Consider the following 16,349-nt stretch of genomic DNA (forward strand, 5'->3'; position numbering starts at 1 on the left):
CCCGGCCGTCCCGTCGGGGGCTCCGCCGAGCCCAGGTTCTGGTTCACGCAGGGCCTGGTTCCACTCAGACCTCGCTCAACGCCGAGCGCTTGGTTCAACGGCGAGCGCCTGGTTCACCGCCGAGCCTGGTTCACCGCAGGGCCTCGTTCAGCGCAGGGCCGCCGCCGATCGGCTCCACGCGCCGCCGCACCGCCGCCACCAGCCGCTCGCCGGGCCACCACACCGCGAACAGCAGGAGGCTGCCCAGCAGTCCGAGCACGACGGGCAGCACCGTGTCGGACAACACGAACACCAGGACGAAGCCCACCAGCGTGGGCGCCTCCGCGAACGCCATCCGCGCCAGCGCCGTGGTGCGCAGCAGGTGGGCGGCGCCCTCGGGCTCCGCGGCGTTCGCCGGGGGCGCCTGCCGCTCCAGCAACGTCACCAGCAGGAGGTCGGCGGCCGCGACGACGAGGGGCAGCAGCGCGGCCGGGTCGAAGCGCAGCCCCACCCCCGGGTAGACCCCGCCGACCGCGATCACGGCGACCAGGACGCACGCCCCGGCGAACGCGAACGCCATGGACTGCAGACCCCGCAGCACCGGTGCAGCGGGCATGTCGCACCTCCGGGCTCCCTGGCCCGACCGGGCGGCTAGCCCGCGGGCAGCGGAACGCGTCGTCCCGACGGTAGCGCTCCGACGCCGATCCGGCCGTCGACGGTGGAGTCCGCGGCCAGGAAGGCCACGAACAGGCCGGCCAGCAGGGCCGCCCTGCCCCAGACGCCGATCATCACGGCCTGCGCGGCGAAGCCGTCGTAGACGCCGGACGGCGCGCCGACCACGATCGCGTAGTACCAGCGGAAGATGCCCACGCCCATGGCCAGGTCGGCCGCGAAGTAGGCCAGGACCCATCCCCAGCGCACCCTGACCAGCACGAGGAACGGCACCAGCCAGAGCGTGTACTGCGGGGAGTGCACCTTGTGCAGCAGCAGGAAGCCGCACAGCATCGCGGCGCTGACCTGCACCCACGGGTAGACGCCCTCGACGCGGAACCGCCGCCAGCCCACGAGGCAGGCGACCAGGAACGACGCGAGCACCAGGGTCGGCGACAGCCAGTCGACCATCGCCTGGAAGTCCGGGTTCGCCGGGTCGGAGAACGGTCGGAAGCCCCAGAACCAGATCGAGTTCGTGGTGACGTCGACCTGCCGCAACTGCTGGAAGGTGAACGACGCGCGCCAGCCCTCGTAACCGAACAGGGCGAACGGCAGGTTGACCACCACCACGGTGACCACCGCCGCCAGCACCACCCGGACGGCCGCCTGCGCCCTGCTCCCCTGCGGGATCTCCCGCTCACCGCTCGCCGTCCGCCCGCCACCCGCGAGCACGTAGAGGGCCAGCGGCGCCACGAACGCGCCGGGGTAGAGCTTGAAGGCGAACCCGAGCGCCAGCAGCACCGACGCGGCCGTCGCCCGGGAGACGAGCGGGAGCCCCGCGCCAGCGCGGCCCCACCCCCGGTGCAGCACGTACACGGCGGCCACCGCGCAGGCCACGACCGGCAGGTCCCAGTTGTGGAAGGCGTACAGCACCAGCGGTGGCGACACCGCCCACAGCAACGCGCGCCACCGCGACAACCGGCCCAGCAACCAGGCCGTCAGCAGCCCGAACGGCGCCATCACCAGGGCCGACCCGAGCAGGAACCCGGCGTCGTCCCGCGCGCCGAGGGCGCCCAGCCAGACCAGCACGCCGGTCAGCACCGGGTACTCGATCGACCCGCCGAACAGTTCACCCTTCTCGGTGATGCCGCCGTGCAGGTACGGGAAGACGTGCCGGTCGATGTCCCGGCCGATCCACAGGTGCTGGATGTCGGAGTAGCAGAAGTCGCCGTAGATCCGCTTCTGGTAGTCCGGCTCGCTGCGGCCCCACTCGTTGAACTCGGGTCCGGTGCAGCGGTCCTTGTTGGCGTAGCCCGCGAGGAGCGTCAGCCCGCACAGCAGGACGAGCGCGGCCAGCGCGGCCCGGCCGAACCGGAGCGCCCGGCCGGTCCGGGCCGGGCGCCCGTTCTCCTCCGGCACCAGCACCTCCGGGTCCGGTCGGGGCGGGGCCTCAGCGGTTCCGGTGGCGCCGTCGGTCGCCGGCCGGGCGGGCACGAGGTCAGCCGCCGAGCTTCTCGCGCAGGAACGTGATGTCCTCGGTCTGCCCCTCGCCCGGTGTCTCCACCACGACCGGCGCGCCCGCCGCGGCGACCACGGCGACCAGCAGGTCCGGCTCGATGGTGCCGGCGCCGATGTTGGCGTGCCGGTCCCTGGACGAGCCGAAGTCGTCCCGCGAGTCGTTGAGGTGGACCAGGTCGATCCGGCCGGTGATCGCCTTGACCCGGTCCACGATGCCGAGCAGCTCCTCGCCGGCGGCGTGCGCGTGGCAGGTGTCCAGGCAGAACCCGGCGTCGAACTCGCCGACCGCGTCCCACAGCCTGGCCAGCATGTCGAACCGCCTGGCCATGGCGTTGTCGCCGCCGGCGGTGTTCTCGATCAGGATCGGCACCGGGAACCCCCCGGCGTCGGCCTGGCGCTCGAACAGCTTCCGCCAGTTGGCGACGCCCTCGGTGGGGTCGTCGCCCTTGGTGACGTGGCCGCCGTGCACGATCAGCCCGGACGCGCCGACCTGCGCCGCCACCCCCGCCTGCTGCACGACCGCCTTGCGGGACGGGATGCGGACGCGGTTGTTGAGCGAAGCCACGTTCACCACGTAGGGCGCGTGGACGAAGATCTCGATGTCGGCGGCCCGCAGTGCCTCGGACTGGGGGTGCGGCTGGGCCGCCGTCCAGCTCTGCGGGTTGGAGAGGAAGAACTGGACCACTTCGGCGCCGCGCTGCTCCGCGGCGCCGAGCGGGTCGTCGACGCCGACGTGGGCCCCGATGCGCATGACGTCGAGGGTAGTAGTAACGAGATTCGGCGGTGCAGCGTCACCACGCGTGTCTGTGACACGCCCGAAAGTATGGCGCGTGTCACCTGGGGCGCGTACGGTCTCGACCACGACCGGGGTTACCGCCCAGTAGGGGGGGAGGACGCGATGGCGCGACGGTGGACGCGGGTCGCCGCGGCGGCCGCCATGGCCGCCGGAGCGGCGGTCGCCGGCGCGGCCTCCGCCCAGGCCGCGGAGCCGATCGTGCTGGGCAGTTGCGCGACGACCGTGACCGGCGCGCCCGGCCAGCCGGTGTCGCTGAGCCCGGGTGCGGTCGCGGCGCCCGTCGTGGACCTCGTCCGGGCGCTTCCCGGCGGCTTCCTGCTCGCCGAGCCGGCCGACTCGGCGATCCGCGCGCTCCCCCCGATCCCGCTCGGGGCGGTCCCGGCCGGTGGCGGCCAGGTCATCAGCGGCGGCCAGGTCGCCCAGGCCGTGGTGGCGCGGTTGCACGGCATCCCCCTGCTCGGACCGGTGATCGCCCAGCTCTCGACGAGGACCTCCGACCTGTTGACCGGGATGTGCGGGATCACGCTCCACGCGGTGAACGCGGCGGTGGCTCCGGTCCAGGACGGCGCCAAGGCGGTCGCCGACGCGGCGAAGCAGGTGGTCGGCCCTGGTCCCGGAGGCGACCAACAGCCCGCGCCGAAGCAACCACCGCCCCAACAGCCCCAGCAACCCAAGCCGGGCACCCCCGGAGGGCGGTCAGTCCCGGACGGGCCCGTCGCGCAACAGCCTCCGCCGCAGGCGGCGCCCGGCGGAGCCGGTGACGAGCGCAAGGCCGCACCGCCCGACCCGACCCATTCCGATCTGGTGCGTTCCGGCCTGGCGCGGTGGGACTTCGGCCGCCCGTCGCTCCGGGACCACTCGGGCCTCCCGTCCGACCTGTGGTCGTCTTCGCGGGACGCACGCGGATCGGGCCCCGGGTTGTCCCCGCGGCGGGACGGCGACGGAGCAGGCCACTCAACGGACGACAGCGCGACGAGGGCGGGACGGGCCGACGCGCTGCCCGCGAGCCCGCTGGGCCGCGTCGGCACACCGGTCGTGCTCGCGGTGCTGTCCCTGGCGGTGGTGACGGCGGGCCTGGTGCGCCGCCTCGCCCAACGCCGCGCCCTCGACTGACCTGCCCGTGAGGACCGGGCCGCGGCAGCGCTTCCGCCCGACCCTCTCCCAGGACAGCCCCCACCCGCCCTGGGGGGCGAGCCCACGTCCAGCCTAGTAGCCGACTACGGAGCGTCCAAGGCGTTCACGCTGCGCTGTGGATAATTTCGGGTGACTGTGGACAACTCCGCCCACCTGTCCACAGGCGCGAGCCGCGCCCCGAACCGCCACTCCTCGTTCGGACGCAGCCCGCACACGAAGCGTCACGACGCGTCGGTGTCCGCTCCTCGGACGTGGGGTGCACCAGGTCACCCGATTCGGCTGGTAGCCGACCTGTTGCTACTCTGGCGCGGTTGCTGACGCGACGACCCTCCTGCCACGGAAAGACCGTGGCCGTGAGCCCACAGGAGGTGGTGGTCTTCATGCGTCACTACGAGGTGATGGTCATTCTCGACCCGTCCCTGGACGAGCGCACTGTCGCTCCGTCGCTGGACACCTTCCTCAACGTCATCCGCGAGTCCGGCGGGAACGTGGAGAAGGTCGACGTCTGGGGTCGACGGCGGCTGTCCTACGAGATCGCCAAGCGCGGCGAGGGCATCTACGCGGTGATCGACGTCAACTGCGCCCCGGACGCGGTCAAGGAGCTCGACCGCCAGCTGGGCCTGCAGGAGACGGTGCTGCGGACCAAGGTCCTGCGCCGCGAGGACACCCGCGCCAAGGCCTGACCGGCCGGTGAGGAGCCACCACGATGGCTGGTGAGACGACGATCACGGTGGTCGGGAACCTGACCGCCGACCCGGAACTCCGCTTCACCCAGTCCGGGGCAGCGGTGGCCAGCTTCACGGTGGCCTCCACACCCCGCACCTTCGACCGCCAGAGCGGCGAGTGGAAGGACGGCGAGGCGCTGTTCCTGCGCTGCAACATCTGGCGCCAGGCAGCCGAGAACGTCGCCGAGTCCCTCACCAGGGGCATGCGGGTGATCGTGACCGGCCGGCTGCGCCAGCGCTCCTTCGAGACCCGCGAAGGGGAGAAGCGCACGGTCATCGAGCTGGAGGTCGACGAGATCGGCCCCTCGCTGCGGTACGCGACGGCCAAGGTCAACAAGGTCAGTCGCGGCGGCGGCGGTGGGGGCGGCGGCTTCGGCGGCCCCTCCAGCTCCGGGCCCGTCGACGATCCGTGGAACTCCGCCCCGCCCGCCGGTCCCGCCGGGTACAGCGACGAGCCGCCGTTCTGATCGGTTCTCCCGATCCGGCGGCCTGGTCCGTGCCCTCGGCCGGCCTACCCAGACCAGGTACAACCGCGTCGTAGTCCAGGAGGACGACCCAACATGGCTAAGCCGCCCGCGCGCAAGCCGAAGAAGAAGGTCTGCGTGTTCTGCAAGGACAGCGCGCAGCTGATCGACTACAAGGACACCACCCTGCTGCGGAAGTTCATCTCCGACCGCGGCAAGATCCGTGCCCGCCGGGTGACCGGCAACTGCAGCCAGCACCAGCGCGACGTGGCCACCGCGGTGAAGAACGCCCGCGAGATGGCGCTGCTGCCCTACACGTCCACCGCCCGCTGACCCACTGACGAGGGGAGACGAGAGTCATGAAGCTCATCCTCACCGCTGACGTGAGCGGCCTCGGCGGTCCGGGCGACGTCGTCGAGGTCAAGGACGGCTACGGCCGTAACTACCTGCTGCCGCGCGGGCTGGCCATCGTGGCCTCCCGGGGCGCGCAGAAGCAGGTGGACACCATCCGGCGGGCCCAGGAGTCGCGGCGCATCCGCGACCTGGACCACGCCAAGGAGGTCAAGGGCCGCCTGGAGGGCCTGGGCGCGGTCGCGCTGAGGGCCAAGGCGGCCGAGGGCTCCGGCAAGCTGTTCGGCTCGGTGACCAACAGCGACATCGTGTCGGCCATCAAGGCCGCCGGTGGCCCGCTGCTGGACAAGCGCACCGTGGAGCTGTCCGGCCACATCAAGACGCTGGGCAAGCACCAGGCCAGCATCCGGTTGCACCCGGAGGTCACGGTGACCGTCCAGCTGGACATCACCTCGGCCTGAGCCGCACGGCTCGGCCCGCCGTCGAGGCACGCGGCGGACGCGCCGTCCATTCGATCGACCCGATCAACCGGATGGGCGGCGCGTCCGTCTGTTCGCGCCCACCGGGACGCGAACGCGACCTTGTGACGGCAGGTTCCCGACACGCCGCGCGGGCTGTCACACCAGACACGCCGGACCCGTTCGGTGTCATTTCTTCCACAGCTTGCCCACAGGCTCTGACCTGCGCTGACGTCCAGCGAGGCGCAAGTTGCCCACAGGTTGTCCACAGGCCTACGCCGGCCTGTGGTCAGCCGCCCCGGTCCATCAACAGGGCTGTCCCCAAGTTGATCCACAGGCGCGGTTGCCCGCTGCGGCGCGGCGACCTAGCGTCCTCGCTCGTTGTGTCCGTCCGCCGCCCGCCCAGCGGGCCGCCGTGGACCGTCGGTGGGGGCGCGCCGGGACTGCCACGACGAGCTGGGAGGTGTTGACGCGGTGGCGCTGCCGGACGACCGCGGAGCGCGCGGCCCCTCCGGAGGGCCGGGCGACGCCGGGTTCGCGGCCGGGGCCGAGCGGATGCCCCCGCAGGACCTGGCCGCGGAGCAGTCGGTGCTCGGCGGCATGATGCTGAGCAAGGACGCCATCGCCGACGTCGTCGAGGTGCTGCGTCCCGGCGACTTCTACCGCCCGGCGCACCAGGCGATCTACGACTGCGTCCTCGACCTCTACGGCCGGGGCGAGCCCGCCGACGCGATCACCGTCTCGGCCGAGCTGGAGCGCCGCGGCGAGCTGCTGCGGGTCGGCGGCGCGCCGTACATGCACACCCTCATCGCCACCGTGCCGACCGCGGCGAACGCCGGCTACTACGCCGAGATCGTGGCCGAGAAGGCCGTGCTGCGCCGGCTGGTCGAGGCGGGCACGCGGATCGTGCAGCTCGGCTACCACGGCCAGGACGGCGCGGACATCGACGAGGTCGTCGACCGCGCGCAGTCCGCGATCTACGAGGTGACCGAGCGGCGGACCAGCGAGGACTACGTCGCGCTCGAGGACCTGCTCCAGCCCACGATGGACGAGATCGACGCGATCGCCTCGCGCGGCGGCGTCTCGCTGGGCATCCCGACCGGCTTCACCGACCTCGACGCGGTCACCAACGGCCTGCACCCGGGACAGATGATCATCGTCGCGGCCCGGCCCGGTGTCGGCAAGTCGACCCTGGGGCTGGACTTCGCGCGGTCGTGCTCCATCCGGCACGGCATGGCCAGCGTGATCTTCTCGCTGGAGATGAGCCGCATCGAGATCGTGATGCGCATGCTCTCCGCCGAGGCCAGGATCCGGCTCGCCGACATGCGCTCCGGCCGGATGAGCGACGACGACTGGACCCGGCTGGCGCGGCGGATGAGCGAGATCAGCGAGGCGCCGCTGTTCGTCGACGACTCGCCGAACCTGACGATGATGGAGATCAGGGCGAAGGCGCGCCGGCTCAAGCAGCGGCACGACCTCAAGCTCGTGGTCGTCGACTACATGCAGCTGCTCACCTCCGGCAAGCGCGTCGAGTCGCGGCAGCAGGAGGTCTCGGAGTTCTCCAGGAACCTGAAGCTGCTCGCGAAGGAGCTGGAGGTCCCGGTCATCGCGATCTCGCAGCTCAACCGTGGCCCCGAGCAGCGGACGGACAAGCGCCCGATGCTGGCCGACCTGCGGGAGTCCGGCTCGCTGGAGCAGGACGCCGACATGGTCATCCTGATCCACCGGCCGGACGCGTGGGAGCGCGACGACCCGCGGATGGGTGAGGCGGACCTGATCCTGGCCAAGCACCGTGCGGGTCCGACGGCCACGATCACCGTGGCCCACCAGCTCCACTACAGCCGCTTCACCGACCTCGCCCAGGGCTGACACCCGTTCCGCCAGCCAGCCATCGGTGCCGCCTGCGAAGCCGCTGGCCGCACCGCCTGAACGAGGCCCCGTAGTAACCCCGTAGTACTCGGGGAAAGAGTCGGGCGGGTTAGTCCGGCGTGCGGTCAGGACTGGTCCAGGGCCCGTTCGATCGCGCGGCGGGCCCGGCCCGCGGCCGCCCGGTCGTGCTGGAGCTGCATGGCCGCGTTCAGCGCCAGCCCGGCGGCGACGATCTCGAACAACGCCTGGTCGACGTCGAACCCGGCGGGCAACTCGCCGTTCTCCACCGCCGCGGCCAGGTCCGCCCGAAGCTGTTCCCGCCAGCGCGACCACACCTCGGCCACCGCGTCGCGGACCCGGCCGGGGCGGCCGTCGTACTCGCTGAGCGCCGCGGTCATCAGGCAGCCGCCGGGCAACAGCGGCGTTTCCAGGTAGTCCACGGAGTTGGCGCACACCGCGCGCAGCCGCCGCAGACCCGGCGGCTCGGCCAGCGCGGGCTCGACCACCCGGTGCCAGAAGTCCACGAACGCCTTGTCCAGCGTGGAGATCTGCAGCGTCTCCTTGGTGCCGAAGTGCTTGTGCACCCCGGACTTGCTCATCGCCAACTCCTCGGCGAGCCGGCCGATGGTGATGCCGTCCAGTCCTTCCTCGGAGGCGATCTCGGCGGCCCGGCCGAGGATCCGGCCCCTGGTGGCCTGCGCCTCGGCCGCTGAGCGTCGCGGTGACATGCGACGAGGATAGCGTACGCACGTTCGCTATTGATTCAGTGAACGTTCGTACGCTAAACCTGTCGCCACCCCCGGAGGCGAAGGAGTGCGAGATGCGGGTGCGACGACTGGGCTGGGCCGGACTGGAGCTCGAAGCCGGCGGCACGCGGCTGGTGATCGACTACGTGCGGGACCTCTCACCGGTGTTCACGGGCTGGAAGCCCGGCGAAGGGCTGGCGACCCCGAGCGGGACGGTCGCCGCCGCGCTGGTCACCCACCTGCACCGGGACCACACCGACGTGGCCGCGCTCGCGGACGTGCTGGCACCGGGAGCACCGGTGCTCCGACCAGCGCCCGGACACGGCGACGACGTGGACAACGTGATGACACTGCTGGTCGAGCGCGAACTGGCCCTGCGCCGACTGGCCACCGAGGTCGTGGACGCCTGGTCCACCCGCGACCTCGGGCCGTTCCGCGTCACCGCGGTCCCCGCCGTCGACGGGCTGGGCGACCCTCAGCTGAACTGGGTGGTGCAGGCCGACGGACAGCGGGTCCTCCACGGCGGCGACACGCTGTTCCACGGCTACTGGTGGCTCATCGCGCGCCGGTTCAGCCCGTTCGACGCGGTGTTCCTGCCCGCCAACGGCGCGGTGGTCGACGTGCCGCACCTGCGGCCGCCGAGCCCACTGCCCGCCGCGATGGACCCGAGGCAGGCCGGCGCGGCCGCGGAGCTCCTCGGCGCCCGGTACGCGGTGCCGATGCACTACGAGGCGGAGCAGCCGGACAAGACCGCGGGCTACGTCGAGGTGTCCGACCCGGAGAAGGAGTTCCGGACGCACGCCGGACGGCGCGCGCACGTGCTGGCCGTCGGGGAATGGCTGGACCTGGCCACGTGACCCGATGCCCCGCTCTGCAAACGGACTCGGGCAGCAATAGGACAGGGCCGATCGATGGCGCCATCACGAAGAATTGCCATCGAACGCGTGGGTGGCGAGGTGTCTGTGCGGGCTGAAGGCACCGCGGTGCGTTCTATCGAATCTTCTGCACGTGGGTGGTGTCGACGCCGAGGAGAGCGCCGTCGGCACTGGTCGGCGCGATCTCCGGCACCGGAACGCCGTTCTGGTCGACCAGGGTGGAGTGGCTCTCTCCGGGGGCGAAGGCGTGGCGTTCTCCCCACTGTCGCAGGGTGAGGATGACGGGGAAGAGATCGCGGCCAGCGTCGGTGAGCACGTATTCCTGGCGGCGGCCCGACGGCGCGGCGCGCTGGCCGAGGAGGCCGTGGGCGACGAGCTTGCGGAGGCGGTCGGTGAGGATGTTGCGCGCGATGCCGGTGCGTCGCTGGAACTCGGTGAACGTCCGCGCCCCGTCCATCGCGTCGCGGATGACGAGGAGGCTCCACCGGTCGCCGACGAGGTCGAGCGTGCGGGCGACCGGGCAGTCGGGGTCGGTCCAGTCGGGGTTCGAGGCGCCCGTGGCGGGGGACATGACAGCTCCAATGAGTTGCTGATTGAAACCATCATGCCGTACGGTCCAATCGGTTGCGATTTGCTACTGATTGGGAGTGAGGCACGATGGACGGGTGGCGGCGGCTGCTGCTCGCGGTGGTGTGCGGCGTCGCTGTGGCGAGCATCTACGCAGCGCAGCCGGTTCTGGAGCCGATGGGCCGTGATCTCGGGCTGCCGCCGGTGCTCACCGGGTGGATCGTCGCGACCGGCCAGGTCGGCTACCTGGCGGGGCTGGTGCTGCTGGTGCCGCTCGGCGATGTGGTCGACAGGCGCCGACTCATCGCCGCGCACCTGGCGCTCACCGCAGTGGGCGCGACCCTCACGGCCTCGGCGTCAGCCGCGTGGGTGGCGTTCGCGGGGCTCGCGGCGGCGGGGGTGTTCGCGGTCGTGGTGCAGACCGCGGTGGCCTACGCCGCGTCGGTCTCGCCGCCTGCCGAACGCGGACGGAACATCGGCGTCGTGACCTCGGGCGTCGTGGTCGGCATCCTGGGCGCGCGGGTCGTCACCGGCGCGCTCGCCGAGGTGTGGGGCTGGCGGAGCGTCTACGTCGCGCTCGCGGTGCTGTCACTCGGGCTCGCGGCCCTCGTCCTCGTCGCGCTGCCGGCAGAGGAACGCCCCACCCCACCCGCGGGGTACCGACGGGCCGTCGTCGCGCTCGGCGGCCTGTTCGGGCAGCGCGTCTTCCTGGCGCGCGGGCTCGTCGCGTTCTTCCTGTTCGCCTCGTTCGGAACCCTGTGGAGCGGGCTGTCCCTGCCGCTGGCGAACCCGCCGTGGCAGCTGGGCGAGAGCCAGGTCGGGCTGTTCGGCGTCGCCGGACTCGCCGGCGCGCTCGGCGCGGCCCGCGCCGGCCGGTGGGCGGACGCGGGCCGGGCGGCCCCGGTCACCGGCCTCGCGCTCACCCTGCTGATCCTCTCGTGGGCAGCGATCGCGCAGCTTCCGCGCTCGCTCTGGCTCCTCGCCGTCGGAATCGTGGTTCTCGACTTCGCGGTCCAGGCCGTGCACGTGAGCAACCAGCACGTGCTCACCGCCGCGCACCCGGAGCGCACCAGCGGCGTCGTCGGCGGCTACATGGTCTTCTACTCGCTCGGCTCCGCCCTCGGCGCGGCCGCGACCACCGCGATCTTCACCGCCCACGGCTGGGCGGGCTCCAGTCTCCTCGGGGCTGGGTTCGCGGCCTGCGCGCTGGCCGTCTGGGCGGCGGACAGCCGACTGCTGAGGAAGTGGCGGTCGGCTGCGACCAGCCGTGTGTGACTACAAGGCATCGCACGAACTCCAACCCGCTGGAGCCGGCCGGGAAGTGACAGCTGGGGCGCGGACGACACCGACGCCACGTCCTCTCCACCGCCCAGTGCAGAATTGCCGGGGTGCGGATCGGGATGCTGGGGCCGTTCGAGGTCCAGACGGACGACGGCGTCACGGCGGGCGTGCCGGGCTCCCGGCTGCGCGCGCTGCTGATCGCCCTCGCGCTCGAACCCGGTCGTGTGGTCCCGAAGGCGACGCTGGTCGACTGGATCTGGGGTGAGAACCCGCCGTCCGACGCGACGAACGCCTTGCAGCGCCTGGTTTCCCGGCTGCGGAAGGTGCTGCCGGAAGGAGCGGTCGACGGCCAGCCGAACGGCTACCGGTTGGCGGTGGACCCGGACGCCGTCGACGCCGTGCGGTTCGAGCGCCTCGTCGCCCAGGCCGGCAACGACGCGGAGCCGGGGCGGGTGCGGCTGCTGCGCGAGGCCCTTGCCCTGTGGCGCGGTGCGGCCATGCAGGACGTCGACCTGCCGGACAGCGCGGCGTTCGACGCGGCGGTCACCCGGCTCGAAGGGCTCCGTCTGACCGCCGTGGAGGACCGGTTCGACGCGGAGATCAGCCTCGGCTACGGCGCCGAGCTGGTCACGGAGCTGACCGACCTGGTGGCCGCGCACCCGGTGCGGGAACGGCTGGTCGCCGCGCTGATGCGCGCCCTCGTCGCGGCCGGTCGCAACACCGACGCGCTGCTCGTCTACCAGCGCGCGCGAGAAGCCCTGGCCGACGCGCTGGGCGTGGACCCCTCACCGGAGCTGTCCGCGCTGCACGTCGCGCTGCTGCGGGGCGAGTTGGGACCGCGGGAGGAGGACCGGAAGACCAACCTGCGCGCCGAGCTGACCAGCTTCGTCGGCAAGGACGCCGACGTCGCCGCGGTCCGCGACCTCGTCGTCGGGCACCGGCTCACCACCCTGATCGGGCCGGGCGGCTCGGGGAAGACCCGGCTGGCCGCGGAGACCGCGCGCACGCTGCTCGGCGAGCTGCCCGACGGGGCCCGGCTGGTCGAGCTCGCGGCCATCGGCGCCGACGGCGACGTGGCGCAGGCGACGCTCGCCTCGCTCGGCCTGCGGGACGCGCTGCTCGGCACGGGTTCGGACGCGAACCCGACGGACCGGGTCATCGCCGCGGTCCGCGAGCGAGAGACGCTGCTGATCCTGGACAACTGCGAGCACGTGATCGAGTCGGCGGCGGCGTTCGCCCACCAGGTGCTCGGGGAGTGCCAGCGGCTGCGGATCCTCGCGACGAGCAGGGAGCCGCTCGGCATCACCGGGGAGGCGCTGTGGCTGGTGGAGCCGTTGGCCCTGCCCGCGGAGGACGCCGACCCCGGCGAGATCGAGGCCTCTCCGGCCGTCCAGCTCCTGCGGGACCGAGCCGGCGCGGTGCGCAGGGACCTCGCGGTCGACGCCCCCGTGTTGTCGACCATGGCGCGCGTCTGCCGGGCGCTGGACGGGATGCCGCTGGCCATCGAACTCGCCGCGGCCAGGCTGCGCACCATGTCCCTGGAGCAGCTCGCCAACCGGCTCGACGACCGATTCCGCCTGCTGACCGGCGGTAGCCGCACCGCGCTGCCGCGGCACCGGACGCTGCGCGCGGTGATCGACTGGAGCTGGGAGCTGCTCACCGACGCCGAACGGGTGGTCCTGCGCAGGCTCTCGGTGTTCTCCGGCGGGGCGAGCCTGGAGGCGGCCGAGCGGGTCTGCGCGGGCGGGGCGGTCGAGGCGGATCAGGTGCTTGAGCTGCTGACCGCGCTGACGGAGAAGTCGTTGGTGGTCACCGAGGGCGACGGCGCGCCGCGCTACCGGATGCTGGGCACGATCAAGGAGTACGCCGGGCACCGGCTCGCGGAGGCGGGGGAGGCGGAGCTGGCGCGCCGCGCGCATCTCGCGCACTTCACCGAGCTCGCCGAAACCGCGGAGCCGCACCTCCGGCGCGCCGAGCAACTGGAATGGCTCGCCACGCTGGACGCCGAGAGCGACAACATCGCCGCCGCGATGCGGGGCGCGCTCGCGGCCGGCGAGGCGCACGGGGCGATGCGGCTCGCCGCGGCCGCCGGCTGGTACTGGTGGCTCGGCGGGCACAAGGCGGAGGGCCACGAGCTGATCATGGCGGCCGCCGCCCTGCCGGGCGAGGTGCCCGACGAGATCCAGGGCGTGGTCTACGCGTTCGTCACGGGGTTCATGACCTCCGGGCGGGGCAACGACCAGTACCAGGCGGAGGAGTGGATCCGCAGGGCGTACGACATCAGCCAGCGCGTTCGGGTCCGCCACCCGGCGCTGAAGCTCGCCGCCGCGATGGAACTCCTGCTGCGCCGGCCGGACGAGGCCCTGTCCGCCTTCGAACCGCTGACCGCCGACGAGGATCCCTGGGTCCGCGCCCTGGCCCGGCTGCAGCTCGGCAAGATGCGGATCAACTTCGGCCACGGCGGCCGGGACGCGGACGCGTACCTCGAGGCGGCGCTCGCCGAGTTCCGCGAGCTCGGCGAGCGGTGGGGGATGTCGTTCGCCCTGACCGAGCTGGCGGAGCGCGTCACCGTGCGCGGCGACTTCGCCCGCGCTTGCGAGTACTACGAGCAGGCGATCACGGTCGTCACCGAGGTCGGCGCCACCGAGGATCTCGTGCGCATGCGGTCGCGGCAGGCACAGCTGTACTGGTTGTCGGGCGACCAGGAGTCGAGCGCGGTCGCCCTGGTCGAGGCGCAGCGGCACGCGGAACGGGTCGCCTGGGCGGAGGCGCTGGTCGAGCTGGCCCTGGCGAAGGCGGAGCTCGCGCGGTGGAACGGCGACGCCGAGCGGGCGCGCCGGCAGCTCGACGTCGCGACAGCGCTGCTGGGCGACGAGGCCGAGCGGGCGCCCCTCCGCGCCCTGACACGGGACCTGCTCGGCTACCTCGCGGCGGATCTCGACGAGGCCCGCGAGCACCGAGCCGCGGCCGTCGCGGCAGCGGCCGAGTCGGGGCACGCGCTCACGATCGCCCAGGTGCTCGTCGGGATCGCGGACCTGGCGCTGCGTCGCGAACAGGACGAGCAGGCCGCGCGGCTGCTCGCGGCGAGCACGAGCGCGCGCGGCCTGACGGACTGTTCCCAACCCGACGTGGCCCGGATCGAGCAGGCCGCGCGGCGTCGTCTCGGCGACGAGCGGTTCAGCGAGGCGACGCGGGAGGGCACGCGGGCGAACTGGCGCGAGTTGGTCGCGGCCACGCTCGCTTCCTGACCGCGGCGGAGGCCCACAGGTACTCGACGAGCGCGATCCCCAGACACCGGGTGAGGACGGCGATCACACCGTCGCTGGCCGGCGCGCCGATGAGCAGCCCGCGCAGGGTTTCGGTGACCGCGAGCAGCCGCTCACGACGCGCCCTCTCGGGCAGCGCGGCCCCTCTTCCCCCAGGTCAGCCCCCACCCGCCCTGGGGGGCGAGCCCTGCTCCAGCCTATCGGCCCAGCACGAAGCGCCCAAGGCCATCACGCTGCCCTGTGGATAACTGGGTGCCCTGTGGACAACTCAGGTCATGTTCCCGGGCCGGGCACGCCTCTCGCGGACGTGCCCGGCCGGAGGTGGTGGCGCTGGACGCGTGCGTGGCGCACCCGGCGAACGCCACCACCCGCACCTGAGGGAACGCCGACGCGGCGTTCGGCCGACGGTTCTACCGGGCCGTGTCCGTCCAGGTGACCGGCAGTTCGTGGACGCCGTAGATGTTCATGTCGGTCCGGAGCCTCACCTCGCTGGCGGGGATGGCGAGTTCGAGGGTCGGGAAGCGACGCAGCAGGCCGGTGAAGCCGGCGCGCATCTCGATGCGGGCCAGTTGCTGCCCGAGGCACTGGTGGACGCCGTGGCCGAAGGACAGGTGGCCGCGGGCCTTGCGGTGGATGTCCAGGTCGTCGGGGTTGTCGAAGCGCTTCGGGTCGCGGTTGGCGGCCAGCAGCGAGACGATCACGGTCGACCCCTCGGGGATGGTCTCCCCGCCGAGCTCGATGTCCTCCGCCGCGTAGCGGAAGAAGATGTCGGCGATGGACAGGTAGCGCATGAGCTCCTCGACCGCGCCGGGCATCAGGTCGGGGTTGGCGCGCAGTTCGGCCAGCTGCTCGGGGTGCTCCAGGAGCGCGAAGGCGCCCAGCGCCAGCATGTTGGCGGTGGTCTCGTGACCCGCGAGCAGGAGCAGGAAGGCGATGCCGGTCAGCTCCTCGGTGGTGAGCTCGTCCTGGCGGGCCAGGTCGGACAGGATGTCGTCGCCGGGGGCGGCGCGCTTGTCCGTGACCAGTTCGGTGAGGTACGTGTTCAGCGCGTTGTAGGCGGCCATCTTCTCGTCGAGCGACGCGTCCTTGACCAGGAACTTGGCGGAGTTGACCTGGAAGGTCTCCCGGTCCGCGTAGGGGACGCCGAGCAGTTCGCAGATCACCAGCGAGGGTACCGGCAGCGCGAACTCCCTGACCAGGTCGACCGGCGGGGCGAGGCGCGCCAGCTCGTCCAGTTGCCGCTCGGTGATCTCGATGATGCGCTCTTCGAGCATCTTCATCCGTTTGACGGTGAAGGCGCCGGTGAGCATCCTCCGCAGCCGGGTGTGGTCCGGCGGGTCCATGGCGATGAACATGCCCGGCACCTGCGGGGACGGCTCGGTGGGGGTGGGCATGTTCGGGGTCTCGTACGGCATGTGCAGGATGCCGAGGTCCTGGCGGGAGCTGAACCGGGTGTCGGCCAGGAGCTGGCGGGCCGCGTCGTAGCCGGTGACGAGCCAGCCCTCGTGACCGTCGGGGAAGACCATCGGGCTGACCGGGCGGGCCTCACGCAGCCGGGTGATCTCGCGGGGAGGGTCGAAGGGGCCCGCGTCGCGCTCCATCGGCAGGCCGTGCGGGACGGAAACGGTCTCGCTCATCGGATTTCCTCTCGTGGCGGTCATCACGACCA

15 protein-coding genes are annotated in these 16,349 nt (G+C 72.5%); 9 read left to right on the forward strand and 6 right to left on the reverse strand.

Annotated elements, in window-relative coordinates; translation table 11 throughout:
* Positions 1-130: 130 nt before the first annotated feature.
* From BUE43_RS02840 to BUE43_RS02850, 3 genes are all read right to left on the reverse strand, one after another.
* Positions 131-595, reverse strand: coding sequence for a hypothetical protein (locus tag BUE43_RS02840; RefSeq protein WP_143173911.1), 465 nt, complete (start codon positions 593-595; stop codon positions 131-133).
* Between the two features lie 35 nt (positions 596-630).
* The gene (locus tag BUE43_RS02845) at positions 631-2,049 is read right to left on the reverse strand and encodes a hypothetical protein (RefSeq protein WP_073480221.1); all 1,419 of its coding nucleotides are present in this window, start codon (positions 2,047-2,049) and stop codon (positions 631-633) included.
* 79 nt (positions 2,050-2,128) lie between these two features.
* A complete protein-coding gene (locus BUE43_RS02850; RefSeq protein WP_073479717.1) occupies positions 2,129-2,899 on the reverse strand; it encodes a deoxyribonuclease IV in 771 nt (256 codons plus the stop codon).
* Positions 2,900-3,046: 147 nt separating this feature from the next.
* Here BUE43_RS02850 and BUE43_RS02855 point away from each other — a divergent pair, with 147 nt between their 5' ends.
* The 6 genes from BUE43_RS02855 (at position 3,047) to dnaB (ending at position 7,945) form a co-directional block, all read left to right on the forward strand.
* Complete coding sequence (locus BUE43_RS02855; RefSeq protein WP_073479718.1) at positions 3,047-4,057, forward strand: hypothetical protein; 1,011 nt, start codon at positions 3,047-3,049, stop codon at positions 4,055-4,057.
* 401 nt (positions 4,058-4,458) lie between these two features.
* Positions 4,459-4,761, forward strand: coding sequence for a 30S ribosomal protein S6 (gene rpsF / locus BUE43_RS02860; RefSeq protein WP_073480222.1), 303 nt, complete (start codon positions 4,459-4,461; stop codon positions 4,759-4,761).
* Between the two features lie 23 nt (positions 4,762-4,784).
* Entirely contained in the window at positions 4,785-5,270 is a 486-nt protein-coding gene (locus tag BUE43_RS02865; protein WP_073479719.1) for a single-stranded DNA-binding protein, read from the forward strand.
* Positions 5,271-5,363: 93 nt separating this feature from the next.
* Positions 5,364-5,600: a 30S ribosomal protein S18 gene (gene rpsR, locus BUE43_RS02870; protein ID WP_073479720.1), complete on the forward strand. Its 237-nt coding sequence runs from the start codon at positions 5,364-5,366 to the stop codon at positions 5,598-5,600.
* A gap of 26 nt (positions 5,601-5,626) precedes the next feature.
* Entirely contained in the window at positions 5,627-6,079 is a 453-nt protein-coding gene (gene rplI / locus BUE43_RS02875) for a 50S ribosomal protein L9 (RefSeq protein WP_073479721.1), read from the forward strand.
* A gap of 471 nt (positions 6,080-6,550) precedes the next feature.
* On the forward strand, positions 6,551-7,945 hold the full coding sequence (dnaB, locus tag BUE43_RS02880) for a replicative DNA helicase (RefSeq protein WP_073480223.1): 1,395 nt from the start codon (positions 6,551-6,553) through the stop codon (positions 7,943-7,945).
* 125 nt (positions 7,946-8,070) lie between these two features.
* On the opposite strand, the gene BUE43_RS02885 is transcribed toward dnaB, so the two are convergent.
* On the reverse strand, positions 8,071-8,673 hold the full coding sequence (locus BUE43_RS02885; RefSeq protein WP_073479722.1) for a TetR/AcrR family transcriptional regulator: 603 nt from the start codon (positions 8,671-8,673) through the stop codon (positions 8,071-8,073).
* A 92-nt stretch (positions 8,674-8,765) separates the two neighbouring features.
* Between BUE43_RS02885 and BUE43_RS02890 the strand changes: the two genes are divergently transcribed.
* Positions 8,766-9,548 carry an MBL fold metallo-hydrolase gene (locus BUE43_RS02890; RefSeq protein ID WP_073479723.1) on the forward strand — a complete coding sequence of 261 codons (783 nt, stop codon included), beginning with the start codon at positions 8,766-8,768 and terminating at the stop codon, positions 9,546-9,548.
* 133 nt (positions 9,549-9,681) lie between these two features.
* On the opposite strand, the gene BUE43_RS02895 is transcribed toward BUE43_RS02890, so the two are convergent.
* Positions 9,682-10,137: a winged helix-turn-helix transcriptional regulator gene (locus tag BUE43_RS02895; RefSeq protein WP_073479724.1), complete on the reverse strand. Its 456-nt coding sequence runs from the start codon at positions 10,135-10,137 to the stop codon at positions 9,682-9,684.
* Positions 10,138-10,223: 86 nt separating this feature from the next.
* Between BUE43_RS02895 and BUE43_RS02900 the strand changes: the two genes are divergently transcribed.
* Both BUE43_RS02900 and BUE43_RS02905 read left to right on the forward strand, forming a co-directional pair.
* Positions 10,224-11,408, forward strand: coding sequence for an MFS transporter (locus BUE43_RS02900; protein ID WP_073479725.1), 1,185 nt, complete (start codon positions 10,224-10,226; stop codon positions 11,406-11,408).
* Positions 11,409-11,521: 113 nt separating this feature from the next.
* The gene (locus tag BUE43_RS02905; protein ID WP_073479726.1) at positions 11,522-14,662 is read left to right on the forward strand and encodes an ATP-binding protein; all 3,141 of its coding nucleotides are present in this window, start codon (positions 11,522-11,524) and stop codon (positions 14,660-14,662) included.
* A gap of 428 nt (positions 14,663-15,090) precedes the next feature.
* Here the strand turns inward: BUE43_RS02905 and BUE43_RS02910 are convergent, their stop codons facing one another.
* Positions 15,091-16,317: a cytochrome P450 gene (locus BUE43_RS02910; protein WP_073479727.1), complete on the reverse strand. Its 1,227-nt coding sequence runs from the start codon at positions 16,315-16,317 to the stop codon at positions 15,091-15,093.
* Positions 16,318-16,349 lie beyond the last annotated feature (32 nt).

The sequence above is a fragment of the Streptoalloteichus hindustanus genome (assembly GCF_900129375.1).
Lineage (GTDB): Bacteria > Actinomycetota > Actinomycetes > Mycobacteriales > Pseudonocardiaceae > Streptoalloteichus > Streptoalloteichus hindustanus.

Bases quoted from the DNA above. Each gene is read 5' to 3' on its own strand.
- BUE43_RS02840 (WP_143173911.1), bottom strand. From the start codon at position 595: ATGCCCGCTGCACCGGTGCTGCGGGGTCTGCAGTCCATGGCGTTCGCG.
- BUE43_RS02850 (WP_073479717.1), bottom strand. From the start codon at position 2,899: ATGCGCATCGGGGCCCACGTCGGCGTCGACGACCCGCTCGGCGCCGCG.
- BUE43_RS02855 (WP_073479718.1), top strand. From the start codon at position 3,047: ATGGCGCGACGGTGGACGCGGGTCGCCGCGGCGGCCGCCATGGCCGCC.
- rpsF (WP_073480222.1), top strand. From the start codon at position 4,459: ATGCGTCACTACGAGGTGATGGTCATTCTCGACCCGTCCCTGGACGAG.
- BUE43_RS02865 (WP_073479719.1), top strand. From the start codon at position 4,785: ATGGCTGGTGAGACGACGATCACGGTGGTCGGGAACCTGACCGCCGAC.
- rpsR (WP_073479720.1), top strand. From the start codon at position 5,364: ATGGCTAAGCCGCCCGCGCGCAAGCCGAAGAAGAAGGTCTGCGTGTTC.
- rplI (WP_073479721.1), top strand. From the start codon at position 5,627: ATGAAGCTCATCCTCACCGCTGACGTGAGCGGCCTCGGCGGTCCGGGC.
- BUE43_RS02885 (WP_073479722.1), bottom strand. From the start codon at position 8,673: ATGTCACCGCGACGCTCAGCGGCCGAGGCGCAGGCCACCAGGGGCCGG.
- BUE43_RS02890 (WP_073479723.1), top strand. From the start codon at position 8,766: ATGCGGGTGCGACGACTGGGCTGGGCCGGACTGGAGCTCGAAGCCGGC.
- BUE43_RS02895 (WP_073479724.1), bottom strand. From the start codon at position 10,137: ATGTCCCCCGCCACGGGCGCCTCGAACCCCGACTGGACCGACCCCGAC.
- BUE43_RS02900 (WP_073479725.1), top strand. From the start codon at position 10,224: ATGGACGGGTGGCGGCGGCTGCTGCTCGCGGTGGTGTGCGGCGTCGCT.
- BUE43_RS02910 (WP_073479727.1), bottom strand. From the start codon at position 16,317: ATGAGCGAGACCGTTTCCGTCCCGCACGGCCTGCCGATGGAGCGCGAC.